Source organism: Pseudoxanthomonas sp. CF385 (assembly GCF_900104255.1).
GTDB lineage: Bacteria > Pseudomonadota > Gammaproteobacteria > Xanthomonadales > Xanthomonadaceae > Pseudoxanthomonas_A.
This window is the reverse complement of sequence record NZ_FNKZ01000002.1, coordinates 636,614-660,427: the sequence shown is the minus strand read 5'-3', so window position 1 is coordinate 660,427 and position 23,814 is coordinate 636,614. Positions and strand designations below refer to the sequence as shown.

The window sequence follows — 23,814 nt, the reverse complement described above, 5'->3', positions numbered from 1 at the left end:
TTGCGACGATGCCGGAAGGGTCACCAGGGAACGAGGGGCGGGCAGGAATGGCGATGCGTGCGGGGTGGCTGTTGCTGTTGTGGCTGGTCTGCGCATCCGTGCAGGCGACGGTGCCCGAGATCCCGCGCTTCCGCCTGCTCGGCGCCGGCGACGGCCTGCCGTCCACCACGATCCCCGCGCTCGCGCGCGACCGTTCCGGCTATCTGTGGGTCGCCACCTGGGATGGCCTGGCGCGCTACGACGGCGTCGGCTTCAAGGTGTGGCGCCACGATCCGGCCGATGCCGCGTCGCTGCCCGGCAACGTGGTGCAGGCGCTGCACATCGATGCGGCGGACAGGATCTGGGTGGCGACCGAGAACGGCGGACTCAGCGTCATGGGCGCCGACCGCAGCGGCTTCCGCCATTACCGGCAGGCCGACCATCCGCAGATGGGCAGCGACGATGTCTTCGCGATCGCCAGCCGCGGCGACGATGTCTGGTTCGGCACCTTCGGGGGCGGCCTGCACCGGCTGGCCGCCGACGGACGCATCACGCGCTTCGCCGCCGATGCCGCCGACGTGCAGGGCCTGCCGTCGGACAACGTGCTGTCGCTCGCGTTCGATGCGAAGGGCGTGCTGTGGGCGGGCACGATGTCGGGGCTGGCGAAGGTCGAGGGCGGACGCGTGCAGCGGGTCGCCTTGCCGGGCGGCGATGGCCTGATCATCTATTCGGTGTCCGCCGACGGCGACACGCTGTGGGTAGGCGCCTCCGATGGCGTGCACCGGCGCCTCGCGGACGGGCGCTGGGTATCGCCGCCGTGGTCGCCGATGTTCGCCCGGCCCAACGCGGTCATCGCGATGGCCAGCGACGGTCAGGGCGAGTACTGGTTGGCCAGCCAGGGTGGTTTGTGGCGGACCGGGGGCGATCGCGCGCCGGCGCCGGTGAATTACGACGCGCAGGGGGTCGGCATCGGCCGCGTGTTGCAGACGGTGTTGGCGCTGCCCGATGGCGGTTTGTGGGTGCCGGTGCCGACCCGCGGCCTGGCTTACCTGCGCTCGGACTGGCGCCGCATCGCGGCGTTCTCCACGGCGCAGGGCCTCGGTGGCGGCCTGTATCGCGGTCTCTCCCAGGCCGGAGCCGGTGGCCTGTGGATGGCCAGCAGCACCGGCAAGGTCGAACGACTGGATACGCGCAACGGGCACGTCGTGCCGCTGGCGCACCACGCGGCGCCCCTGGCGGAACTGCGCCTGACCTCGGTCCTGCAGGACCGGCGCGGGCAGCTGTGGATCGGTCATCGCAACGGATTGATCCGTACCGATCCGGCGACGGGCGCCCTCGTGCAGTGGGCGCACGACGGCGCGGATGCGGTGCCCGATTCCACCTCGATCGATTGGCTGGTGGAAGGCAAGGACGGCGGTCTCTGGCTGGTGACGCAGATGGGCAGCGTGCAGCAGCGCGATGCCGACGGGCACGTGTTGCGCACGATCGTGAAGGATCCCGATGACGGCACCGGCCTGCCCGATATCGAGGGCATCGCCGTCGCGCCGGACGGTCGCGCGTGGGTCGGGGGTGCCCAGGGCATGCTGCAGTGGGACCCGACGGCGGAACGCTTTTCGGCAGTGACCGAGATGGGCGCCGACCGGGTGTACGCGTTCGCGTTCGAACACGCCGACCGCCTGTGGCTGCATCGCATGTCGGGCGTGGAAGCGTGGCGACGCGACGGCGGCACCTGGGTGCGCGAACGCCTGATCGGCGCGGCAGACGGCTTGCCGGCGGTGGAGTCCACCGGCCTGGCCGTGGACCCGCAACGCCGCGTCTGGCTGGGCACGCGGCGCGGCCTGTTCCGGATCGATGCGAACCTGCGCGGTTCGCGCGCGCTGCTGCGCAACTTCGGCGTGCGCGAAGGCCTGCTGAGCCAGGAACTCAACGACCGTGGCCTGTTGATGACGGCCGAAGGCCTGCTGGTCACGACGGCCGCCGACGGTTCGGTCGCGCTGCTGGATACGCATCTGCCGGACCCGCGCCCGGTCACGCCGAACCTCGTGCTCGACAGCCTGCAGGTCAGTCGTGGCGACACGATGCTGCACCTGCCGGCGGGCGCGGGCATCGAGCTGCGTCCCGAGGACCACGAACTGCTCGTCGGCACGCGCCTGCTCAGCTACGAGAATCCGCTCGGCAATCGCTACCGCTCGTTGCTGGAAGGCTTCGACAGCGGTTGGGTCGACCAGGGCGCCAGCGGCGAACGCGTGTTCTCCGCGCTCACGCCGGGGCGCTACCGCCTGCGCATCCAGGCCTTCGACGCCGCCGGCAACGCCGCGCGCGAGCGGGTGCTCGCGGTGCACGTGCTGCCGCCGTGGTGGCGCAGCGCGTGGGGCTTGGCCCTGTTCGCGGTGCTGGGCGTGCTGCTGCTGCTCGCGCTCGGCGCGGCCTACCGCCGTCGCGTACGCCGCCGCAGCGCATGGCAGTTGGCCGAACACAAGCGGGAAGTGGCCGAACAGGCGTCGCTGGCGAAGACGCGCTTCCTCGCCACGCTGGGACATGAGATCCGCACGCCCATGACCGGCGTGCTGGGCATGACCGAACTGCTGCAGGCCACGCCGCTGGACACTCGGCAGAGGGGGTATACCGATGCGATCCAGCGCGCCGGCATGCACCTGCTGCGCCTGGTGAACGATGCGCTCGACCTGGCCAAGATCGAGGCGGGCAAGCTGGAACTGCAGCAGGTCGCGTTCGATCTGCACGCGCTGATCAGCGATGTGGTCGCGTTGATGGGTCCGGTGGCCGGCAAGCGCGGGCTCGCCTTCCACGACGGCATCGCCGCCGGCGTGCCGCGCACCGTGCGGGGCGACCCGCTGCGGCTGCGGCAGATCCTGCTGAACCTGCTCGGCAATGCGATCAAGTTCACCGAGGCCGGGCACGTGTCGCTGCGTGCGCTGCCGATGGCGGGACAGGGCGTGCGCCTGGAAGTCGGCGACACCGGTCCGGGCATCAACGCCGAGCAGCAGGAACGGTTGTTCCGCCGCTTCGAGCAGGCTGAAGGCGCGCAGACCACCGCGCGCTACGGCGGCAGCGGCCTGGGCCTGGCGATCTGCCAGGAGCTCGCCGTCGCGATGGGCGGCCGCATCACCGTGGACAGCGCACCGGGCAAGGGGACGCGTTTCTTCGTCGACCTGCCCGGCCTGCAGGCGACGAGCGCCGAGGCGGCCGCCGCGCCGTCTCCGCTCGAGGCGCCGCAGGCGCATAGCGATCCCGGATCGCGGGCGATCCTCCTGGTCGAAGACGACGCGAACGTCGCGGATGTCGTGGCCGGCCTGCTGCGCGCGCGCGGGCATCGCGTCACGCATGCGCCGCACGGCCTGGCGGCACTGACCGAAGTCGCCGCCACGACCTTCGACGTGGCCTTCCTGGACCTCGATCTGCCCGGGCTGGATGGCATGGCGCTGGCGCAGCAATTGCGGATGCGCGGCATCGCGACACCGCTGGTCGCATTGACCGCACGTACCGATGCCGAGGCCGAACCGCTCGCGCGGCAGGCGGGCTTCGACGATTTCATCCGCAAGCCGGTCACCGGCGACATGCTGGCCGCGGTGATCGCCTCCCTGCTGGCGCGCAGTCCGCCCGCGACGCCGGGAGACGCGCCGTGACGGCGGCATGGCGCTGGCTCGGCGTACTGTCGCTGGTGGTGGTCGCGCTCCAGGGCCGGGCCGATTCGCCCGAACCCGCGCTGCTGGGCGACTACATCACCGACACGCGCGCGCTCTATCCGCTCCGCGTCGGCGACTGGGAGTCGGTCGGCGAGAAGCGCTTCGAACAGCCCGAGTTGGGCGTAGCGGTCCGTTATCAGGACACCCGCAAGCCCGATCGCTGGATGGACCTGTACCTGTATCCGGCTGGCGTGATGTTCGACCCGGTGTTCGAGCGGGCGTTCCGGCAGAGCGTCGATGAGATCGTGCAGATCGCCCAGCAGCGCAATGCCGGCGAAGTCCGCCTCGGCGAGACGCGCACATTCGCGACGGCGCCGATCGCGGGCGAACGGATGCTGGGCCACCTCGCCCTGAAGGCCCGCTCCTTCGCCATGGAAATGCCGATGCGCGATGCGCGTTACCGCTCGGTGCTGGCGATGACGGTGCGCGACCTGTACTTCATCAAGATCCGCTACAGCGTGGAGGCCGACGCGGTGTCCGACGAGGACGCGCAGCGGCAGGCCGAGATGCTGTTGGCGGGTTTCGCGGCGGATGTCCGCATGTCGAATACCGGTGCGTGCTGGCAGACGCTGCAGGTGCGTCCCATGCCCGCGGACGGCCCGCGGCCGGCGGCGATCCTGGCCAGCACGAATGACGGCCAGGACGAGGAAATGTGGATCGCCGACGCCGCCGTCTACCTGCGGCCGGCCGTGATCGCGCGCGAAGCCGACGCGGCGCGGCTCCGGAACGAAGCCCAGTCCATCCGCGACGTGCTGCGGGGCCGCTGCGTGTCGCCGGAGAGGATGGAGATCATGGTGCCGGACGGGATGCGCGAGATCCGCTTCGAGTACCGCCTGCCGGGCGACGGCGGCGACGGCACGACGCCGCGCCTGAGGAGCCCGCGCTCCGGGTTGGGCTGAGGCGTTTGCGCGCGGCTCAGTCGGCCCACGCTTCGACGTACAGGGTGCGGTTCGCGTCGTCCGGGTCGGCGTGGATCCAGATGCCGCCCGCATCGTCGCGCGGCAGGTAGAAGCCGGCGTCCGCTTCCACCATCGTGCAGCTGCCGGGCGGCATTTCCTGGGCCAGCGTGCGCTGCCGGCAGGTGTCTTCGATGAAACGCCGCAGCGCGGGTGCCGCCGTCGCGTAGGGCGCATCGACGACGTACTGGTGGTCGCCCCAGCGCTGCGAATCCATCAACCGCACTTCGGCGACGGGTTGGCCCGCCATCTGCACGCGATCCGGAACCACCATCGCCCGCGCGGTGACGGCGGTGAGCGCATCGCGCGCGTCGTCGGCCAGGGTGTCTTCGCAATCCAGTTCGACGCGGGCGACGCGCGTGCGCCAGCCGGGCGCGAGTTCGTCCAGCCGGCGTGCGCGGATGCGGTCGCAGCCGGGCAGGACGTCAGGACCAAAGCCGGCTTGCTCGCCTGGCACCACCATCACCAGGGCGGGGAAGTCGCCCCCAGCCACCTGCAGCGTGCGCGTGCCGACCGCGTCGTCGGCGCGCGCCCGCGCGCCTGCGACCAGCAGCAGGCCGGCAGCGGCGGGGGCAAGCAGGTGGCGGCATTCCATTGCGTCACTCCGGGTGGGGCGCGGCGGTGCCGCGCGGGAATCATCGCCTACTGAACGTATGGACCGCGTCGACCAGGACGGTAACGTGCTCCGGATCCATGTCCGGCGACATGCCGTGGCCCAGGTTGAACACATGGCCTTCGCGCGAACCGCCGTTGCCGTCGCGGTAGCTGTCCAGCGTGCGCTTCACTTCCGCGCGGATCGCGTCGGGCGAGCCGTACAGCGTGGCCGGGTCCAGATTGCCCTGCAGCGCGACCTTGCCGCCGGTGCGGCGGGCGGCGTCGCCCAGTTCGATCAGCCAGTCCACGCCGACGCCTTCGGCGCCGCTGGCGGCCAGGTCTTTCAGGTAGGCCGCCGTGCCCTTGCCGAACAGGATCAGCGGAGTGCGCTCGGCGACGTCGCCACGCTGCAGTTCCTGGGCGATGCGCTGCAGGTAGGGCAGGGAGAACTCGCGGTACATCGCCGGGCTCAGCACGCCGCCCCAGGTGTCGAACACCTGCAGCGCCTGCGCACCGGCGGCGCGCTGCGCGGCCAGGTAGGCGATCACGGCGTCGGTGTTGACCGACAGCAGGCGGTGCAGCGCGGCCGGTTCGTTCAGCGCCATCGCCTTGATCCGGGCGTAGTCCTTGCTGCCGCCGCCTTCCACCATGTAGCAGGCCAGCGTCCAGGGGCTGCCGGAGAAGCCAATCAGCGGCACCTTGCCGTCCAGTTCGCGGCGGATCACCCTCACCGCGTCCATCACGTAGCGCAGCTCGGTCTCCATGTCCGGCACGCCGAGCTTGGCCGCATCGGCGGCGCTGCGCACGGTGCGCTCGAACTTCGGGCCCTCGCCTTCGACGAAGTACAGGCCCAGGCCCATCGCGTCCGGCACGGTCAGGATGTCGGAGAACAGGATCGCCGCGTCCAGGTCGTAGCGGCGCAGCGGCTGCAGGGTGACCTCGCAGGCGATCTCCGGGTTCTTGGCCATGGCGAGGAAACTGCCGGCGGCCTTGCGGGTGGCGCGGTACTCCGGCAGGTAGCGGCCGGCCTGGCGCATCAGCCAGACGGGCGTGCAATCCACGGGTTCGCGGCGCAGGGCGCGCAGAAATCTGCTGTTGGAAGCAGGATCATTCTTCAAGGCTGTCATCAGGAATCCGGGGGAGGGGGGTTACTTGGGCGCGTCGGCGCCGCGGGCGAACATCAGCTGGAAGCCGCGCTTGAGGTGGCTGTCGCGGGCTTTCTCGAAGGCTGCATTCGCCTCGTCCTGCAGCAGGTACTGCTCGCGCTTGAGCGTCGCGCGGCCGCCGATCTGGCCGGTTTCGCGCAACAGTTCCCAGCCCCCGAACAGATCGGGCTGGAGAGTCAGTTGGACGTAGCGGGGCGCTTCGCCCGCATCGGGGCGTTGCTGGAGGAAGACGCGCATGGCGCCATTTTAGCCGGACAGCACGCCCAGCACGCGGCTTTCGTCCACGTCCGGCACCACCTCGGCCCGGCCCAGGCCCCGCCACAGCACCAGCCGCAGGCGGCCGGCGAGGTTCTTCTTGTCCAGACGCATGCGGGCCAGCAGGGCCTCCGGCGCCAGCCCGGCCGGGATCCGGACCGGCAGGCCGTAGGCCGCCAGCAGCGCTTCGAGGCGGTCGGTATCGGCGGCGGGGGCCAGGCCCAGGTCGGCGGACAGCCGCGCCGCGAGCACCATGCCCACCGCCACCGCCTCGCCATGGTTGAGGTTGTCGTTGCCCAGGCCGCCGTAGCCCTGTTCGGTCTCGATCGCGTGGCCGAAGGTGTGGCCGAAGTTCAACAGCGCGCGCTCGCCCTTTTCCAGGGGATCGCGGGCCACGATCTCGGCCTTGTGTTCGCAACTGGCGGCGATCGCCAGCGCCAGCGCTTCGCCGTCCATCGCCAGCAGGGCGTCGCGCTCCTGTTCCAGCCATTGGAAGAAGCGCGCATCGCGGATCGCGCCGTACTTGATCACTTCGGCCAGTCCGGCGCGCAGTTCGCGCGGGGGCAGCGTGGCCAGCGCCGCGGTATCGGCGAACACCGCGCGCGGCGGATGGAAGGCGCCCACCAGGTTCTTGCCCTGCGGGATGTCCACCGCGGTCTTGCCGCCCACGGAGGAATCCACCATCGACAACAGCGTCGTCGGCACCTGCACGCAATCCACGCCACGCATCCAGCAGGCCGCCGCGAAGCCGGCCAGGTCGCCCACCACACCGCCGCCGAGCGCGACCACACAGGCGTCTCGGGTGGCGCCGAGCTGTGCCAGCGCCTCGATCGCGTGGCCGAAGTGGGCCAGCGTCTTCGATTCCTCGCCCGCGGGCAGGATGAAGGTACCGATGGCCAGGTCCGGGCGCGCGGCATGCAGCGCCTCGCGCACGGCGCCGGCGTAGAGCGGCGCGACCACCGAGTCGCTGACCAGCAGCACATGCCGGCCGCGCACATGGCGCGCGAGCGCGGCGCCGTCGCCCAGCAGGCCCGGCCCGATGGTGATGGTGTAGGGGATCTCGCCGCCGACATCGACGGTGCGTGCGTGGTTCATGCGTTCTCTTCGATGGGCTGCCAGCGGTGCGCCAGCAACTGGGTCAGGCGGGCGGTGGCCTCCGGCGGCGTCAGGCCGTCGGTGTCCAGGGCCAGGTCGGCGACCTCGCGGTACAACGGTTCGCGCAGCGTGGCCATGTCCTGCAGCACCTGCTCGCGGTCCGGGCGCTGCAGCAGCGGACGGTTCGTGCAGCGGCCAAGCCGCTTCAACTGCGCCTCCACGCTGACCTGCAGGTAGACCACGTAACCGCGTTGCTTCATCAGCGCCCGGTTGTCGGCGTCCAGCACCGCACCACCGCCGGTGGAGACCAGTTGGCCATGGCCGGCGAGCAGTTCGTGCAGGCTGGCTTTTTCGCGCTCGCGGAAGCCGGCCTCGCCCAGGTGCTCGAACAGCGTCGCGATGCTCGCGCCGGTGCGGTCCACGATGGCCTGGTCCGCATCGACGAAGACCAGCCCGAAGCGCTCGGCGACGCGCCTGCCGATGGAGGTCTTGCCCGCGCCGGTAGGGCCGACGAGGATCAGGTTGGGGGCCGGATTCATGATGGGCAGATGCTAGCACCGCCCCGCGCGTGGCGTGGCCTTAACACCGGCGGGACTACGGTGTCCGCCCGGCACTGGGCCGGCCCCGTGGAGGAACGCACCATGTCCGTCGCCAAGATCATCGAGGTCAACGCTTCGTCCAAGACCAGCATGGAAGATGCCGTGAAGGTCGGCCTGAAGAAGACCTCCGAAACCGTCAAGAACATCAAGGGCGCCTGGGTGAACGAGATCAAGGTCGTCACCGACGATGGCGGCAACGTCACCGAGTGGCGCGTGAATTTGCGGATCAGCTTCGTGGTGACCTGAGGGGCGCTGAGCTGGACGAATGCCTGTCGTGGGAGCGACGTAAGTCGCGATGAAGCGCCCGCATGTCATCATCGCGACTTGCGTCGCTCCCACAACCCGCCGCTAGGTGGTGACGGGCCTGCGCTGCTCATCCAGCCTGACCACGCGCTCGGCGGTCGCCGGCAGTGTCGCCAGCAGGTGATGGCTGGTGCGTTCGTAGTGCTGGATGAAGCGGTCCAACTGCGCGCGGTCCATGCCGGTACGCGAGGGATCGCGCGCCGCCATCGCCTGCTCCTGCTGCCATCGCCAGGTGGGCACGATCTCGAAGCCCGGCGGCTGCAGGAACCACAGCGCGTCGATGCGCGACCACAGCGCGGGATAGTCGCGGCGCAGCGCATCGTTGCAATGCCGGCGCCAGCGACCGTCCGCGTCGTCCTCGCGTTCGAGCGTGTTGAGTGGGGTGGCCAACGCGGCATCGTCCTCGGGTTGGGCCTTCAGGCACCAGCCCTCGAACAGCACCAGGTCCACCTGTCCGTCGATGCGCGACCACGCGGCGTCCGGCGCGCGATCGTCCGCCAGCTTGTCGAACCGCGGCAGTACCGTGTCCCGGCCTTCGCGCAGCGCATCCAGCACCTCGCAGCCCAGCGCCACATCGTGCGTGCCGGGCGGGCCGCGGGTGGCGAGCAGCGGATGCACGTCGGTCGCGAGCCGTTGGCGTTGCGCGCGCGTCAGGTACAGGTCGTCCAGCGACAGCACGGCCACGCGCAGGCCTTCATCGCGCGCCCGGGCCGCCACCTGGTCCGCCAGCGTCGATTTGCCGCTGCCCTGCAGGCCGGTGATCGCGAACACCGGCGTGGCCACCGGCACCGCGCGTGCCGCGGCCAGGGCGTCGGCTACCAGCCGGTCGGGAAATCCGCCTTGATGCGGTGTCGTCGTCATCGCGCGACAATAGCGCATGCCCGGAACGCGGGCGCTGCCGTCGTGATGCCATGACCGATCTGTATGCCGAAGCCCTCGCCACGTTCGCCGCGCTGTTCGGTGAAGCGAAGACCGCGGGCACCGAAATCGAGCCCAACGCGATGACCGTCGCGACGGCGACGTCCGACGGCCATCCTTCCGCGCGTACCGTGTTGCTGAAGGCGTTCGACGAACGCGGCTTCGTCTTCTACACCCATACGCACAGCCAGAAGGGCCGCGAACTTCACGAAAACCCGCGCGCGGCGCTGCTGTTCCTCTGGCGCAGCCTGCGCGAGGCAGGCATCCAGGTGCGCGTCGAAGGTTCGGTGACCCCGGTCAGCGATGCCGAGGCCGATGCCTATTTCGCGTCCCGCCCGCGGCAGAGCCAGCTGGGTGCCTGGGCATCGATCCAGTCCGAGACGCTGGACTCGCGCGAAGCGTTCGAAAGCCGCATGGCCGACGTCGAAGCGCGCTTCGCCGGTGGCGACGTGCCGCGCCCCGAAGGCTGGAGCGGCTACCGCGTCGCGCCGGATGCCATCGAGTTCTGGTACGGCGCGCAGTTCCGTCTGCACGAGCGCTGGCGCTATGCCTGCGACGCCGCGGGCGCGTGGAGCAAGCGGATGCTGTTTCCTTGAGCGACTTCGGCAACCATCGTAGGACCGATGCGAGTCGCGAACGGTGGGCGCTTCGCAAGAAACTCGCGACTTGCGTCGCTCCCACACGGCGTCTGTTGCCATGATGGGGCCGCGCCGCATCGTCTGCCTGACCGAAGAGCCGACCGAGACGCTGTACGCGCTCGGCGAGCAGGACCGCATCGTCGGCATCAGCGGGTTCACCGTGCGGCCGCCGGAGGCGCGCAAGGAGAAGCCCAAGGTCAGTGCGTTCACCAGCGCGAAGATCGACGAAATCCTGAAGCTGCGCCCCGATCTGGCCATCGGCTTCTCCGACATCCAGGCCGACATCGCGGCCGAGCTGGTGCGGCACGGCGTGGAAGTGTGGATCAGCAACCATCGCAGCGTGGAGGGCATCGTCGACTACGTGCGGCGCCTGGGTGCGCTGGTCGGCGTGGCGGCCCGCGCCAACGACTACGCCGATGCGCTGGAACGCGGCCTGGACGACGTCCGCGCGCAGGCGGCACGGCTGCCGCGCAGGCCGACGGTCTACTTCGAGGAATGGGACGAACCCCAGATCACCGGCATCCGATGGGTGTCCGAGCTGATCGGCCTCGCGGGCGGCGACGATGTCTTTCCCGAAATGGCGTGCGAGCCGCTGGCGAAGCACCGGATCCTCGCCGATGGCAGCGAGGTGGTGCGGCGCGCGCCGGACATCATCCTCGGCTCGTGGTGCGGCAAGAAATTCCGGCCCGAGCGGGTCGCGGCACGCCCCGGCTGGGACGCAATACCCGCCGTGCGCGACGGCGAACTGCACGAGATCAAATCGCCCTTGATCCTGCAGCCGGGACCGGCCGCGCTGACAGACGGCGTGCGGGCGATCGCGGCCATCGTGCAGGCGTGGGCGTCGCGGCGCGCCTGAACCGGGAGCGATGGCGGATCCACGTGTGGAAGCGACGTAAGTCGCGATGGGCCGCCGCGGTGCTTCATCGCGACTTACGTCGCTCCCACAGATGCTCTTCGTCTCAGAAGTTCCGCTGGAACTTCACCGCCTCCGTGCGTCCGCCGGTCTTCACCACGATTTCGAAGCGGTACGAATCGCGTGGCGAGATGCGCGCCGTGCCGATCAGGTCGGTGTACTCGCCGGCCTCCACCTTGCGCAGCGTGATCGCCTGGCGCGCGCCGGACAGGTCGTGCGCGCTGACGCTGACCTCGCCATCGGCGTCGACCTCCTCGGTGCCCTTCATTTCGCGCAGGGCGACCAGCACCAGCGCGGTGCCGGCATCGCGGGGCACGCCGTACTGTTTGGCGACCGCCTCGCTCAGGGCCAGCGTCGGCAGCGCGTTGTAACGCACGCGCAAGCTGCCGAAGTCGGTCTCGGCGGGTGCGGGCGGTACGAACTCGGCGGTACGAGGCGCTTCGCCCCCGGAGCAGGCGGTCAGCAGGGCGAGGAAGAGGGCGGGCAGCAGTCGGATTTTCATCGTGGCGATCGTCGCGGGGATGGAGGTCAGTCGTTGGCGGCCGACAATTCGCCGCCGCGCACCGTGGCCGCATGCACGGCCCGGGCGACCAGGGCTTCGAAGCCGCCGGCCTGGAAGGTTTCGATCGCTGCCTGGGTAGTGCCGTTGGGCGAGGTCACGCGGCGGCGCAGTTCCGTGGCCGTCTCGCCGCTCTCGGTCAGCATGCGCGCCGCGCCGAGCACCGTCTGCAGTACCAGCGTGCGCGCGGCCTCGGCCGACAGGCCTTCGGCCACGGCCGCGGCCTCCATCGCCTCGGCCAGCAGGAACACATAGGCCGGGCCGCTGCCGGAGACGCCGGTGACCGCGTCCATTTTCGTTTCGGCATCGATCCACACGGTCGGGCCTGCGGCGGAGAGCAGCAGTTCCGCGCGCTCGCGGCCGGCCGCGTCGACTTCCCCGCTGGCATGCAGGCCGGTGACGCCCGCGCCCAGCAGCGCGGGCGTGTTGGGCATGCTGCGCACGACCGGCAGGCCGCCGCCCAACCAGCGCTGCATCTGCGCGACGGTGATGCCGGCCGCGATGGAGACGGCCAGCGGGCGCTGCGCCTGTGCGAGCGGCGCGAGTTGTTCGCACACCGTGCGCATGACCTGCGGCTTCACCGCGAACACCCAGGTGTCGGCGCCGTGTGCGGCTTCGCCGGACGCGGAGAAGACCTGCACGCCGAAGTCCGCGGCGAGCGCGGCGCGCAGCGGTTCGGCGGGTTCCGCCACCCGGATGCGCGACCGGTCCGCGCCACGCTGGATCAGGCCGCCGATCAGGCTGCGCGCCATGTTGCCGCCGCCGATGAAGGCCAGCGGGTGGGTCAGCATGCGATGGGTGGTGGGCGTCATGGCATCGGTCTCGGAAAGAAAGGAAGGACTCAGGCGGGTCGCGGCGGTCGCGCGCCGAACAGCGCGGTGCCGATGCGGACCATCGTGGCCCCATTCGCGACGGCGAGCGGGTAGTCCGCGCTCATGCCCATCGACAAGGTGTCCACGCCCGGGTGGTGCGCGGCTACCGCATCCTGCAGGGACTGCATGCGGCGGAAGGCCGCGATGCGCCGGGTGGCGTCGGGGTGGGGTGCGGGGATGGCCATCAGTCCGCGCAGGCGCAGCCGCGGTTCGGCCGCAATGGCGTCGGCGAGGGCGGCGACCTCTTCGGGCCGGCAGCCGTGCTTGCTGGTTTCGTCATCGATGTTCACCTGCACGAGCACGTTCAACGGCGCGCGGTCCGCAGGTCGATTGCGTGACAGAGCGCCAATCAATTTGTGACGGTCTACCGTCTGCACCCAGTCGAACACCTGCGCGGCAAGTTCGGCCTTGTTCGACTGGAGATGGCCGATGAGATGCCATTCCAGGCCCATGCCGGCCAGTTCGCCGATCTTCGCCTGGGCTTCCTGCACGTAGTTTTCGCCGAAAGCGCGTTGTCCGGCGCGGGCGAGTTCCGCGACGGCAGAGGCCGGTTGCAGCTTGGACACGGCCAGCAGCGCAGGGGTTGGCCGATGTGCGGCTTTCGCTGCGTTTTCAAGGTGTTGCAGGGTCTCGCTGAGGGTGTCGGCGAGCATGTTCATCCAACCATTGGCGGGAACGGCAAGGGCGCTATACTGCCCTTCGGGGAATCAACGTTCCAGTTCGCAGCAACTTGGGGAAGCAGCGTCATGGATATCGCCGAACTTCTGGCGTTCTCGGTAAAGAACAAGGCCTCGGACCTCCACCTGTCGGCCGGCTTGCCGCCGATGATCCGCGTGGATGGCGACGTGCGCCGCATCAACATCCCGGCGCTGGACCACAAGCAGGTGCACGCGCTGGTGTACGACATCATGTCGGACAAGCAGCGGCGCGACTTCGAGGAATTCCTCGAGGTCGACTTCTCGTTCGAGATCCCGTCGCTGGCGCGCTTCCGCGTCAACGCCTTCAACCAGAACCGCGGCGCCGGCGCCGTCTTCCGTACGATTCCGTCGGAAGTGCTGACCCTGGAAGACCTGGGCTGCCCGCCGCTGTTCCGCGAACTGATCCAGCAGCCGCAGGGCCTGATCCTGGTCACCGGCCCGACCGGTTCGGGCAAGTCGACCACGCTGGCTGCGATGATCGACCACATCAACAAGAACGAGTACGGGCACATCCTCAGCGTCGAAGACCCGATCGAGTTCGTGCACACCTCGCAGAAGTGCCTGATCAACCAGCGCGAAGTGCACCGCGACACGCACGGCTTCAACGAAGCGCTGCGCTCGGCGCTGCGCGAAGACCCGGACTACATCCTGGTCGGCGAGTTGCGCGACCTGGAAACCATCCGCCTGGCGCTGACCGCCGCGGAGACGGGCCACCTGGTGTTCGCCACCCTGCACACGAGCTCGGCGGCCAAGACCATCGACCGCGTGATCGACGTGTTCCCCGCCGGCGAGAAGCCGATGGTGCGCTCGATGCTGTCCGAATCGCTGCGCGCGGTGATCTCGCAGGCGCTGCTGAAGAAGATCGGCGGCGGCCGTACCGCGGCGTGGGAAATCATGGTGGGCACGCCCGCCATCCGCAACCTGATCCGCGAGGACAAGGTGGCGCAGATGTACTCCGCCATCCAGACCGGCCAGCAGAACGGCATGATGACCCTGGACCAGCACCTGCAGGACCTGGTGAAGCGCGCCCTGATCACCCGCCAGCAGGCCAAGGAATACGCGAAGGACAAGCGGTTGTTCGAATGACGGCTCGACCTGTGCGGCGCCGCGCCGCCTGACCGCCGCCTCTCCTACGGAGCAGACCCATGAGCACCATCGACTTCACCTCCTTCCTCAAGCTGATGGCGCACCAGAAGGCGTCGGACCTGTTCATCACGTCCGGCATGCCGCCGTCCATCAAGGTGCACGGCAAGATCTCGCCGATCACGCAGACGCCGCTGACGTCGCAGCAGTCGCGCGACCTGGTGTTGAACGTGATGACGCCCGCCCAGCGCGAAGAGTTCGAAAAGACGCACGAGTGCAACTTCGCCATCGGCGTGGCAGGCGTGGGCCGCTTCCGCGTGAGCTGCTTCTACCAGCGCAACCAGGTGGGCATGGTGCTGCGTCGCATCGAGACGCGCATCCCGACCATCGAAGAGCTGAACCTGCCGCCGGTCATCAAGACGCTGGCCATGACCAAGCGCGGCATCATCATCTTCGTCGGCGCGACGGGCACGGGCAAGTCCACGTCGCTGGCGGCGATGATCGGCTACCGCAACCAGAACTCGACCGGCCACATCATCACGATCGAAGACCCGATCGAGTTCGTGCACAAGCACGAGGGCTGCATCATCACGCAGCGCGAAGTGGGCATCGACACCGACAGCTGGGACGCGGCGCTGAAGAACACCCTGCGCCAGGCGCCCGACGTGATCATGATCGGCGAGGTGCGCACCCGCGAGGGCATGGACCACGCCATCGCCTTCGCCGAAACGGGCCACCTGGTGCTGTGCACGCTGCACGCGAACAACGCCAACCAGGCGATGGACCGCATCATCAACTTCTTCCCGGAAGACCGCCGCACCCAGCTGCTGATGGACCTGTCGCTGAACCTCAAGGGCGTGGTCGCGCAGCAACTGATCCCCACCCCGGACGGCAAAGGCCGGCGCGTGGCGATGGAGATCCTGCTGGGCACGCCGCTGGTGCAGGACTACATCCGCGACGGCGAAGTGCACAAGCTGAAGGAGTTGATGAAGGAGTCGACCAACCTCGGCATGAAGACCTTCGACCAGGCCCTGTTCGAGCTGTACCAGGCCGGCGAGATCAGCTACGAAGACGCGTTGCGCTACGCCGATTCGCAGAACGAAGTGCGCCTGCGCATCAAGCTGGCCCAGGGCGGCGACGCCCGCACGCTGGCGCAGGGCCTGGATGGCGTGGAGATCGCGGAAGTCCGCTGATCCCGAACGCCATGCGGTACACGGAAGGGGCGGGCGACCGCCCCTTTTTCGTGCGCGTTTAACCCGTCCCTTACATGGGGCTGACTTCGTTCTGAACGTGTTCGCGCCGCGATGCGTGGCGCGGTGGCCATGCAGGTAGGGTGGCGAGCCATTCGCACACCCGCTCAGGATGGAACGCATGCGCAGGGACAGGATCGTCGCCGTCGTCGTGGTGGTGTTGGTGCATGCGTTCGTCGGTGTTGTGCTGCTGGCCCCTCGCCCGCCGGGGCAGGGTCGGATGTCGGAGGACAGCCACCGCCTGCGTCTTCGCTTCATCGCGCGCCCGAACGTGGTTCTACGCACCGCGGCCTCGCCCCCGGACCTTTCGTCGCTGCCTGCACGTCCGCGTCCCGCGCCACGCGCGCCAGCCGCGGGCCCCGAGACCACGCCGCGCGACGCGCAGCCGCTACCCGCGCACGGTACAGGGCCGCTGGTGCTCTCGCTGCCGGCTGCGCCGCTGCGCGCGGGCGAGCGTGATCTCTTCACCCGCCAGGACAAGCACGCGTTCGAGGCGCCGTCGCGGCTCAACGTGACCCTCCACGACAGCACGTTTGTCGGCCGCTACCAGCAGTTCCTCAAGGACGTGACCTGCGAAGAACTTCGCCGTGCCATGCGCAGAAGCCCCTCCAGCGCCGACACGATCATGGCCTCGATGAGCCGCCGCGGCTGCGCGATCTGATCGGCTGCCGACGCCGGAAACCCGGCAAACGATGAGAATCTCATCGATGGCAACGCTTTTTCCTTCGGTGTCGCACCATAAAGGTGTGCATCGAAGAAATGTTCTTTTTCATTGCACTCGGAAGATCGTGCCAGCGAACACGACGACGTCGTCATGGCACAGGGGAGTCCCGCGACGGGGACGGCGACCCTCATCGCCGTGCCAGCGGAGCCGGACCGCGAGGGGGAAACTGCACGACCTCCGACACCCGGAAGTGTTGACTTCCGGCACCTCACGGGAGGGCGAGTGGATCCGAAGATGGTCATGAACCGACACGGCGTCGGCATGCAAGGACACGACCGCGATGATGCAGATCCTCAGCCACACCCCCCTCTGGGTCTTCGGCCTGTTCTTCGGCCTGGTCTACCTGGGGTATCTGCAGAGCAGGACGCGCCAGGTTTCTCGCGGCCGCCTCGTCGTGCTGCCGCTCGCCATGCTGGCCTGGTCGCTGTACTCGGTCTGGTCGACCTTCGATGCCCATCTCACGGCGCTGGCCGCCTGGGCCTGCGCGTGGGTGGCCGTGGTGGCCAGCGCGAGCGTGCGCGCTCCGTCACGCCGTGCGGCCTACGACGCCTCGACAAAGCAGTTCACCGTGCCCGGCAGCTGGGTGCCGCTGGCGCTGATGATGGGCATCTTCTTCTTCAAGTACGCGGTGGCCGTGGTCCATGCCACTAACCCGGGCGTGCTCGGGACGACAACCGCGGTCGTTGTGGTCGCCGGTACGTACGGGCTCTTCAGCGGAATGTTCATGGCGCGTGCGCTGCGAGTGCTGGCGGTGATGAAGCCGCAGCGGCTGGTGGAGCGTGGTGCCTGAGGGAAGCGGGTTCCGGGAAGCTATGGGTCCAGCAAATCCGCAAGCCTGCGCTTCGGGTTGACGAGGAAGTCCCGGGTCACCAGGTAATGCTCGGTGTGCTCGTATGCGATGCGCTGCAGGCCGTCTTCCCCAATCTGATAGATCCAAGCATCCGGGTATGCCATCAGGATCGGGGAGTGCGTCGCAATGACGAACTGCGAACCTTCCTGCACCAGCTGATGTAGGCGGGTCAGCGTCGCCAGCTGGCGGGTGGGTGACAGGGCGGCCTCGGGTTCGTCCAGGATGTAGAAGCCGTTGCCGCTGAAACGGTGGGTCATCAGCGAGAAGAAGGACTCTCCATGAGATTGCGCGTGCAGCGAATTTCCGCCGTAGTACTCCGCGATGTCGAGCTTGTCGATCTCGCTCGCGACATTGAAGAAGCTCTCGGCCCGCAGGAAATATCCCCCGCGCGCCCGCTTGGTGCTCTTCACCAGCAACAGGCACTCGTGCAATGAAGAGTGCGATGCGTGCGTCTGGAAGTTGAAGTTCTTGCTGCCACCTTCGGGATTGAAGCCCCAGGCGATCGCCATGCCTTCGAGCAACGTGGACTTTCCACTGCCATTCTCACCTACGATGAAGGTGACCTTCGGGTGCAGCTCCAGCGTACCCAGGTTACGGACGACCGGGAGCGAGAACGGGTAGCTGTCGAAGGACGGGACCTTGTCGCGCTTCAGCTTCACGTCCAGGACGTAGTGCTCGGCTTCCAGTGCGCGCATGTATCCATCCTGGGGCGTGGGTTATGCCTTCATGCTACCCGTATCCAACCACCGCTGGTGCCACGACAGCGCTTCCGGCAGCAGGTGCGGGGTGTGCTTGCCGTAGCTGTGGTGCAGGGCGCGGTCGAAGTAGTCTTGCAGCGCGTCGCGGTAGTCGGGGTGGCTGCAGTTGTCGATGAGCGTGCGCGCGCGCTGCTTCGGGGTGAGGCCGCGCAGGTCGGCCAGGCCCTGCTCGGTGACGATGACGGACACGTCGTGCTCGGTGTGGTCGACGTGGCTGACCATCGGCACCAGCGCCGAGATGCTGCCGCCCTTGGCGGTGCTGGGGCTGAGGAAGACCGACATGAACCCGTTGCGGGCGAAATCGCCCGAGCCGCCGATGCCGTTCTGGATCCGGCTGCCCATCACGTGGGTGGAATTGACGTTGCCGTAGAGGTCGGCCTCGATCATCCCGTTCATGCCGATGCAGCCGAGGCGGCGCACCAGTTCGGGATGGTTCGACATTTCCTGCGTGCGCAGGATGATGCGCTCGCGATAGAAGGCGATGTCGCGCTTGAACACCTCGTTCGCTTCCGGACTCAGCGCGAAGCCGGTGCACGAGGCGACATCGAGCACGCCGTCGCGCAGCAGGTCGAGCATGCCGTCCTGGATCACCTCGGTGAACGCGGTCAGGCCGCGGAAGCCGCTCTTCGCCAGGCCGGCCAGCACCGCGTTGGGGATGTTGCCCACGCCGGATTGCAGCGGCAGCAGGCTCGGTGGCAGGCGGCCCTGCGCGACTTCGTGCTTGAGGAATTCGATCAGGTGCCCGGCGATGCGTTCGCTGGTCGCGTCGATGGGCGTGAACGGGCTGTTGCGGTCCGGGCCGTGCGTGCGCACGATGGCGACGATCTTGTCCGGGTCGCAGTGCAGGGCGGTGTCGCCGATGCGGTCCTGCACATGCTCCAGCGGGATCGGCTTGCGATGCGGCGGCAGCGCGGTGCCGTAGTAGATGTCGTGCATGCCCTCCAGGTCGGCGGGCTGCCAGTCGTTGACCTCGACGATCACCTTCTTCGCCAGATCCAGCCAGGTCTTGTTGTTGCCGACCGAGGTCGAGGGCACGAGCTTCCCGTCTTCGCGGATCGCTGAGACCTCGACCACCGCGGTGTCGATGGCGCCGTAGAACCCGAACCACACGTGTTGCGCCACGTGGCTGAGGTGGATGTCGATGTAGTCCAGGGTGCCGTCGTTGATCCGCTTGCGCGCGTCCGGGTCGCTCTGGAACGGCATGCGCAGGGCGATGGCGTCCGCCTTGGCCAGCGCGCCGTCCAGCTCGGGCGCGGTGGAGGCGCCCGTCATCAGCTTGATCTGGAACGGAAGGCCGGCAGCGTGCGCCTGTTCGATGCGCGCGGCCAGGGCGAGCGGCACGGCCTTCGGGTAGCCCGAGCCGGTGAAGCCGCTCATCGCGACGGTCTCGCCGGGCTGGATCAGCGCTGCGGCGGCCTCCGGCGTGGTCAGGCGGGCGCGCAGGGCGGCGTGGCGGATGCGGTCTTCGGACATGGCGGCGGGCGATGGGCGCGAAACGGGCATTATCCTGCCCGGGGTCGGGCGCCAGCATACGACCATCGTGGCACGCGGGAATTGCGGCGGATCAATGCCCCGCGCGTGCCATCCACGGCGGCCGCTGCCTGGCGGCGCGCTTGAACGCGGGGCAATCCTCGCGGTGCGCGCCCGGCAGGTAGCCCAGGCTCATCAGGAATTCGTTGGTGATCTCGCCACCGGTGAAGCGGAAGGTCTTCTTGAACAGCTTCACCCAGTCCGCCTTCGGCAACGGATGGTGCGCGTCAAGCCAGGCCGCGAAGCCGCCATGGCTCCGGCGTAGTGTCTGGATGACCTGGGCGTTGTGGATCGCCGCGTCCACTTTCAAGCGGTTGCGGATGATGCCGGGGTCGGCCAGCAGGCGGGCGCGGTCCTTCTCGCCGTAGCGGGCGACCTTGTCCACGTCGAAGCCGCCGTAGGCGGCACGGAAGCCGTCGCGCTTGCGCAGCATGGTTTCCCAGCTCAGCCCTGCCTGGTTGATCTCCAGCAGCAGGCGTTCGAACAGCACCGACTCCTCGCGCTGCGGGAAGCCGTATTCGTGGTCGTGGTAGGGGCCATGCAGCGGGTGGCCGGGGGCGGCATCGCAGTAACCGGACATGGGAAAAGGCAAAGAGGGGGACGCCCCATTCTAGGCGGCATCGCGGACCGTTCCCGTCCGCAGGCGCGCGCCCGCGCGTGCCGGGCTAGAATGACGGCCATGCAAGACGCCGCCACGCCCCTGGCCAACCAGCTGCTGATCGCGTCGCCGGCGCTGTCGGATCCGACCTTCGCCCGCAGCGTGGCGCTGATCTGCCAGCACGACGATGAAGGCGCGATGGGCGTGGTGGTGAACCGGCCTTCCGAGTACACGCTGGGCGAAGTGCTGCGGCAGATGCACCTGGAAGCGCAGGACCCGCGCCTGGCCGAGCAGGTGGTGCTCGCCGGCGGCCCGGTGCATCCGGAGCGCGGCTTCGTGCTGCACGACGGCGCCCGCGCCTGGGAATCCACGATGGAAGTGGCCGACGGACTCTATCTGACGACGTCCCGCGACATCCTCGAAGCGATGGCGGCCGGCGACGGCCCGGCGCATGCGATCGTCGCACTGGGGTGCGCGGGCTGGGGCGCCGGGCAACTCGAATACGAACTGGGCGAGAACAGCTGGCTGACCGCGCCCGCGGACGCCGAGTTGCTGTTCGCGCTGCCGCTGGAGCGGCGCTGGCAGGCGGCGGGCCAGCGGATCGGCGTGGACATGACGCGACTGACCGACTACAGCGGCCACGCATGAACCTGCGCGCACGGTCGAAGACGCGTTCTCCACGGCCGCCGGTGCAGGATGGGATGCGTATGTCCGAACGGAGGCAGTGGGCATGAAGCTGGACGGCACCGTACTGGGATTCGACGTGGGCGCCCGCCGCATCGGCGTGGCGGTGGGCAGCGCCTTCGGCACCGGCGCACGCGCGCTGGCGGTGATCGACGTACATGGCCACGGGCCCGACTGGCCGGCCATCGACAGGCTGCATGCCGAATGGAAGCCCGACGGGCTGGTGGTCGGCGACCCCATGACCCTCGATGGCGGCGACCAGCCGATCCGCAAGCGTGCCCATGCCTTCGCCCGCGAACTGCGCGTGCGCTACAACCTGCCGGTAGTGCTGGTGGACGAGCGCACCAGTTCGGTGGAGGCTTCGCAGCGGTTCGCGCAGGACCGCGCCGAAGGGCGCAAGCGCCGCCGCGATGCCGCCGCCCTGGATGCCGTCGCCGCCGCCGTGATCATCGAACGCTGGCTGGCCGCGCCGCACGACGCGACCCAGCTGACCTGACTCTTCCCATACGACGCCCCATGACCCCACAACTCGATTCGGATGGACGCCTGCGGCACCTGCTGACGCTGGAAGGATTGCCCCGCGAAACCCTGTGCCGGTTGATCGACCGCGCCGGCCAGATCCGCGACGCGGCGCTGGGGCGTACGCCGCGGCGCACGGTGCTCGATGGCACCACGGTCTGCACGTTGTTCTTCGAACCGTCCACGCGCACCCGCAGTTCGTTCCACATCGCCGCACAGCGGCTGGGCGCGGACGTGTTGAACTTCGACGCGTCCACCTCGTCCACCCGCAAGGGCGAGACGGCGCGCGACACCCTGCGTAACCTCGAGGCGATGGGCGTGCGCGGCTTCGTCATCCGGCACGCGGACGACGGTGCCGTCGCCGCGCTGGCCGCCGAGGCGGGCGAGGGCACCGCACTGATCAACGCGGGCGACGGCCGCAGCGCGCACCCGACCCAGGGCCTGCTGGACGTACTGACCCTGCGCCAGGCGAAGGGGCCGGATTTCTCGAAGATGAAGGTGCTGATCGTCGGCGACGTGAAGCACTCGCGCGTGGCACGCTCGGACCTGCACGCGCTGCGCACGCTGGGCGCAGGCGAGATCCGCGTCTGCGGCCCGCAGTCGCTGCTGCCGGACGACGGCACGCTGGCAGGCTGCGAGGTCGGCCAGGATTTCGACGCCATGCTCGAGGGCGTGGATGCGGTGATGATGCTGCGCCTGCAGCGCGAGCGCATGGAGGAGGGCCTGGTGGCCTCGCTGGAGGACTACCACCGCGACTACGGCCTCGACGCGACCCGCCTGACGCGTGCGGCGAAGGACGCCGTGGTGCTGCATCCCGGCCCGATCAACCGCGGCGTGGAGATCACCGACGAGGTCGCCGACGGTCCGCAGTCGCTGGTGTTGCGCCAGGTGAGCAACGGCGTGGCCGTGCGCATGGCCGTGCTCGAGACGCTGCTGGCCTGAGGCTGCGCCGCCGGGCTCACTCCTCGGCGGCGACGATGCGGTCCTTGCCCGCCTGCTTGGCCTGGTACATGGCGCGGTCCGCGCGCGCGAGCAGGTCGTCCTGCGATTCGCCTGGACGCCAGCGCGCCACGCCGGCGCTGAAGGTCACCATGATGCCGCGCCCTTCGTAGATCAGCGGCTTGTGCGACAGCCGGCCGCGCAGCCGTTCCAGCGTGCCGGTGGCTTCCAGGAAACTGGTCTCCGGCAGCAGCAGCACGAATTCCTCGCCGCCGAAGCGCGCGATGGCGTCGCTCGCGCGCAGCGTGGCGCGTGCCATCACCACCACGTGGCACAGCGCGGCGTCGCCGCCCAGATGGCCGTGCGCGGCGTTGATGTGGCGGAAGTCGTCCAGGTCCAGCATCGCCAGGCTCAGGGTCTGGCCGCTGCGCAGTGCGCGCACCGACTCGCGCTTGAACAGTTCGTCGAAGCCACGGCGGTTCAGCGCATCCGTCAGCTGGTCGACGCGGACCAGCTCGGACACCGATTGCAGTTCGACTTCCAGGTCGGCCACGCGCTGCTCGGCGGCTTCCACTTCGCGGCGGGCCTCGATCAGGCTGTCGCGCGACCGCAACGCCTGCGCCTGCACCTCGGCGGTGTCCTGCAGGATGTCCTCCATCCGCTTGCCGAGCTCGGCGATGCTGCGGCTCTCGCGCACGGCCTGGGCATGGAAGCTGATGCGGTCGTGGAATTCGCCGGTGCTGTTGGCCATGCCGTCCAGGCGCTCGACGAAGGTGACCATCATTTCCTTCATCGAGGCCTTCGATTCGGCCAGCCCCTGCTTCAGCAGGCCCTGCTTGTAGATCACCTCGCGCAGGCCGGCGCGGGTCTGTTCCAGCGACGTGCGGTCCAGCGGACCGGCCAGCAGCTGGCGTACCGCGCCGATCTGGTCCTGCAGCCAGCTGCCGTCCTCGATCAGTTCGCCGACGTTCTCCAACAGCAGGTCGAACAGGCTGCGCATCAGTTCCTGCGCGTCGTTGACCTCATGCGTGCGCAGGCCGACCTGGACGCAGAGCTCCTTCAGCTCCGCGCCCAGCGGCTCCAGCGGCTGCGCCGGCTGCCACTGGCGCACCCGGTCGGCCAGCGCGTGCGCCTGCGGCAACAGGGCGGCGTCGTCGCGCAACAGGTGTTCGATGCCGCCGACGAGGAGCTGGTGGAGCAGGTCGCGCAACTGCCCGGCTTCCCCGGACAGCGGCTCGTCCTGGATCGTGCGGATGTACTTGTCGACGAGCTGGCGCATCGCGCGGCCGTAGCGCGGCCAGTCGCTGTCCGCGTGCGCGGACTGCAGGCGCTCGCCCATGCCCTGGAGTTCGCCGGGCAGGCCGGCGACGCCGTGGGCGAAGGCGGAGAGGAGCGCTGCGGGTTCTTCTGCATGCGCGAACAGCGCCTGCAGCTGCGCGCTGCTGATCGCCGGCCGCGACCTGGCCGCGCCCGTTGTGGCGAGTTCGTGCGACGTGGACGGGGTGGCCTCGCGCCGGCGCGACCAAAACCGGCGCAAGCCGCCAGAATTTCCGGAGTTGTCGTCGGCCACGTCAGCCATCGGAAGTCGCTCGCACGGCCATGGGCGGATGCCCGTCAGCCACCAGGGGAT

The 23,814-nt window shown here is 69.2% G+C and carries 24 protein-coding genes and 1 pseudogene; 12 read left to right on the top strand and 13 right to left on the bottom strand.

Annotated features, from left to right (window positions below; translation table 11 throughout):
- Nucleotides 1–53 precede the first annotated feature (53 nt).
- Nucleotides 54–3,623, top strand: coding sequence for a hybrid sensor histidine kinase/response regulator (locus BLT45_RS13340; protein WP_093302074.1), 3,570 nt, complete (start codon nt 54–56; stop codon nt 3,621–3,623).
- Nucleotides 3,620–4,582: a hypothetical protein gene (locus tag BLT45_RS13335; RefSeq protein ID WP_093300864.1), complete on the top strand. Its 963-nt coding sequence runs from the start codon at nt 3,620–3,622 to the stop codon at nt 4,580–4,582. Before BLT45_RS13340 ends, BLT45_RS13335 begins: the two co-directional genes overlap by 4 nt.
- Before the next feature lie 16 nt (nt 4,583–4,598).
- Here the strand turns inward: BLT45_RS13335 and BLT45_RS13330 are convergent, their stop codons facing one another.
- Genes BLT45_RS13330 through BLT45_RS13310 form a run of 5 tightly spaced genes read right to left on the bottom strand, consistent with a single transcriptional unit; the run spans nt 4,599 to nt 8,288 of the window.
- Nucleotides 4,599–5,234 (bottom strand): hypothetical protein, encoded by a 636-nt coding sequence (locus tag BLT45_RS13330; RefSeq protein ID WP_093300861.1) that lies wholly within the window; start codon nt 5,232–5,234, stop codon nt 4,599–4,601.
- A 40-nt stretch (nt 5,235–5,274) separates the two neighbouring features.
- Nucleotides 5,275–6,360, bottom strand: coding sequence for a uroporphyrinogen decarboxylase (hemE, locus tag BLT45_RS13325; RefSeq protein ID WP_093300859.1), 1,086 nt, complete (start codon nt 6,358–6,360; stop codon nt 5,275–5,277).
- A gap of 21 nt (nt 6,361–6,381) precedes the next feature.
- Complete coding sequence (locus tag BLT45_RS13320) at nt 6,382–6,636, bottom strand: WGR domain-containing protein (RefSeq protein ID WP_093300856.1); 255 nt, start codon at nt 6,634–6,636, stop codon at nt 6,382–6,384.
- Between the two features lie 9 nt (nt 6,637–6,645).
- A complete protein-coding gene (aroB, locus tag BLT45_RS13315) occupies nt 6,646–7,749 on the bottom strand; it encodes a 3-dehydroquinate synthase (protein ID WP_093300853.1) in 1,104 nt (367 codons plus the stop codon).
- Nucleotides 7,746–8,288 (bottom strand): shikimate kinase, encoded by a 543-nt coding sequence (locus BLT45_RS13310; RefSeq protein WP_093300851.1) that lies wholly within the window; start codon nt 8,286–8,288, stop codon nt 7,746–7,748. Before BLT45_RS13310 ends, aroB begins: the two co-directional genes overlap by 4 nt.
- Before the next feature lie 102 nt (nt 8,289–8,390).
- On the opposite strand from BLT45_RS13310, the gene BLT45_RS13305 reads away from it, so the two are divergent.
- On the top strand, nt 8,391–8,594 hold the full coding sequence (locus tag BLT45_RS13305) for a dodecin family protein (RefSeq protein WP_056878080.1): 204 nt from the start codon (nt 8,391–8,393) through the stop codon (nt 8,592–8,594).
- A gap of 102 nt (nt 8,595–8,696) precedes the next feature.
- Here the strand turns inward: BLT45_RS13305 and BLT45_RS13300 are convergent, their stop codons facing one another.
- Nucleotides 8,697–9,530, bottom strand: coding sequence for a kinase (locus BLT45_RS13300; RefSeq protein ID WP_254771888.1), 834 nt, complete (start codon nt 9,528–9,530; stop codon nt 8,697–8,699).
- 32 nt (nt 9,531–9,562) lie between these two features.
- On the opposite strand from BLT45_RS13300, the gene pdxH reads away from it, so the two are divergent.
- Both pdxH and BLT45_RS13290 read left to right on the top strand, forming a co-directional pair.
- Complete coding sequence (pdxH, locus tag BLT45_RS13295) at nt 9,563–10,165, top strand: pyridoxamine 5'-phosphate oxidase (protein ID WP_093300846.1); 603 nt, start codon at nt 9,563–9,565, stop codon at nt 10,163–10,165.
- 103 nt (nt 10,166–10,268) lie between these two features.
- Nucleotides 10,269–11,063, top strand: a complete 795-nt coding sequence (locus tag BLT45_RS13290) for a cobalamin-binding protein (RefSeq protein ID WP_093302070.1) — start codon at nt 10,269–10,271, stop codon at nt 11,061–11,063.
- A gap of 103 nt (nt 11,064–11,166) precedes the next feature.
- On the opposite strand, the gene BLT45_RS13285 is transcribed toward BLT45_RS13290, so the two are convergent.
- The 3 genes from BLT45_RS13285 to BLT45_RS13275 are packed head-to-tail and all read right to left on the bottom strand — an operon-like array spanning nt 11,167 to nt 13,204.
- The gene (locus tag BLT45_RS13285; RefSeq protein WP_254771887.1) at nt 11,167–11,622 is read right to left on the bottom strand and encodes a DUF4426 domain-containing protein; all 456 of its coding nucleotides are present in this window, start codon (nt 11,620–11,622) and stop codon (nt 11,167–11,169) included.
- A gap of 26 nt (nt 11,623–11,648) precedes the next feature.
- Nucleotides 11,649–12,491 (bottom strand): pyrroline-5-carboxylate reductase, encoded by an 843-nt coding sequence (gene proC, locus BLT45_RS13280; RefSeq protein ID WP_093300843.1) that lies wholly within the window; start codon nt 12,489–12,491, stop codon nt 11,649–11,651.
- Between the two features lie 29 nt (nt 12,492–12,520).
- Nucleotides 12,521–13,204 carry a YggS family pyridoxal phosphate-dependent enzyme gene (locus BLT45_RS13275; RefSeq protein ID WP_093302061.1) on the bottom strand — a complete coding sequence of 228 codons (684 nt, stop codon included), beginning with the start codon at nt 13,202–13,204 and terminating at the stop codon, nt 12,521–12,523.
- Nucleotides 13,205–13,297: 93 nt separating this feature from the next.
- On the opposite strand from BLT45_RS13275, the gene BLT45_RS13270 reads away from it, so the two are divergent.
- From BLT45_RS13270 to BLT45_RS13255, 4 genes and pseudogenes are all read left to right on the top strand, one after another.
- On the top strand, nt 13,298–14,335 hold the full coding sequence (locus BLT45_RS13270; protein ID WP_093300840.1) for a type IV pilus twitching motility protein PilT: 1,038 nt from the start codon (nt 13,298–13,300) through the stop codon (nt 14,333–14,335).
- Nucleotides 14,336–14,394: 59 nt separating this feature from the next.
- On the top strand, nt 14,395–15,525 hold the full coding sequence (locus tag BLT45_RS13265; protein WP_093300837.1) for a PilT/PilU family type 4a pilus ATPase: 1,131 nt from the start codon (nt 14,395–14,397) through the stop codon (nt 15,523–15,525).
- A 178-nt stretch (nt 15,526–15,703) separates the two neighbouring features.
- Complete coding sequence (locus BLT45_RS13260; protein ID WP_139188017.1) at nt 15,704–16,243, top strand: hypothetical protein; 540 nt, start codon at nt 15,704–15,706, stop codon at nt 16,241–16,243.
- A 340-nt stretch (nt 16,244–16,583) separates the two neighbouring features.
- A pseudogene (locus BLT45_RS13255) lies at nt 16,584–17,096 on the top strand (DUF6622 family protein); the annotation flags it as partial.
- A gap of 20 nt (nt 17,097–17,116) precedes the next feature.
- Here BLT45_RS13255 and BLT45_RS13250 read toward each other — a convergent pair.
- The 3 genes from BLT45_RS13250 to BLT45_RS13240 form a co-directional block, all read right to left on the bottom strand.
- The gene (locus BLT45_RS13250; RefSeq protein WP_217629565.1) at nt 17,117–17,851 is read right to left on the bottom strand and encodes an AAA family ATPase; all 735 of its coding nucleotides are present in this window, start codon (nt 17,849–17,851) and stop codon (nt 17,117–17,119) included.
- A 21-nt stretch (nt 17,852–17,872) separates the two neighbouring features.
- Complete coding sequence (locus tag BLT45_RS13245) at nt 17,873–19,387, bottom strand: acetyl-CoA hydrolase/transferase family protein (protein ID WP_093300828.1); 1,515 nt, start codon at nt 19,385–19,387, stop codon at nt 17,873–17,875.
- Nucleotides 19,388–19,478: 91 nt separating this feature from the next.
- Nucleotides 19,479–20,024, bottom strand: coding sequence for a DNA-3-methyladenine glycosylase I (locus tag BLT45_RS13240; protein ID WP_093300825.1), 546 nt, complete (start codon nt 20,022–20,024; stop codon nt 19,479–19,481).
- A 99-nt stretch (nt 20,025–20,123) separates the two neighbouring features.
- Here BLT45_RS13240 and BLT45_RS13235 point away from each other — a divergent pair, with 99 nt between their 5' ends.
- From BLT45_RS13235 to BLT45_RS13225, 3 genes are all read left to right on the top strand, one after another.
- On the top strand, nt 20,124–20,690 hold the full coding sequence (locus BLT45_RS13235; RefSeq protein ID WP_093300821.1) for a YqgE/AlgH family protein: 567 nt from the start codon (nt 20,124–20,126) through the stop codon (nt 20,688–20,690).
- A gap of 82 nt (nt 20,691–20,772) precedes the next feature.
- Nucleotides 20,773–21,222, top strand: coding sequence for a Holliday junction resolvase RuvX (ruvX, locus tag BLT45_RS13230; RefSeq protein ID WP_093300818.1), 450 nt, complete (start codon nt 20,773–20,775; stop codon nt 21,220–21,222).
- A gap of 20 nt (nt 21,223–21,242) precedes the next feature.
- A complete protein-coding gene (locus BLT45_RS13225) occupies nt 21,243–22,187 on the top strand; it encodes an aspartate carbamoyltransferase catalytic subunit (RefSeq protein ID WP_093300815.1) in 945 nt (314 codons plus the stop codon).
- A 16-nt stretch (nt 22,188–22,203) separates the two neighbouring features.
- Here the strand turns inward: BLT45_RS13225 and BLT45_RS13220 are convergent, their stop codons facing one another.
- Nucleotides 22,204–23,763, bottom strand: coding sequence for a GGDEF domain-containing protein (locus BLT45_RS13220; protein ID WP_093300812.1), 1,560 nt, complete (start codon nt 23,761–23,763; stop codon nt 22,204–22,206).
- Nucleotides 23,764–23,814: the final 51 nt, after the last annotated feature.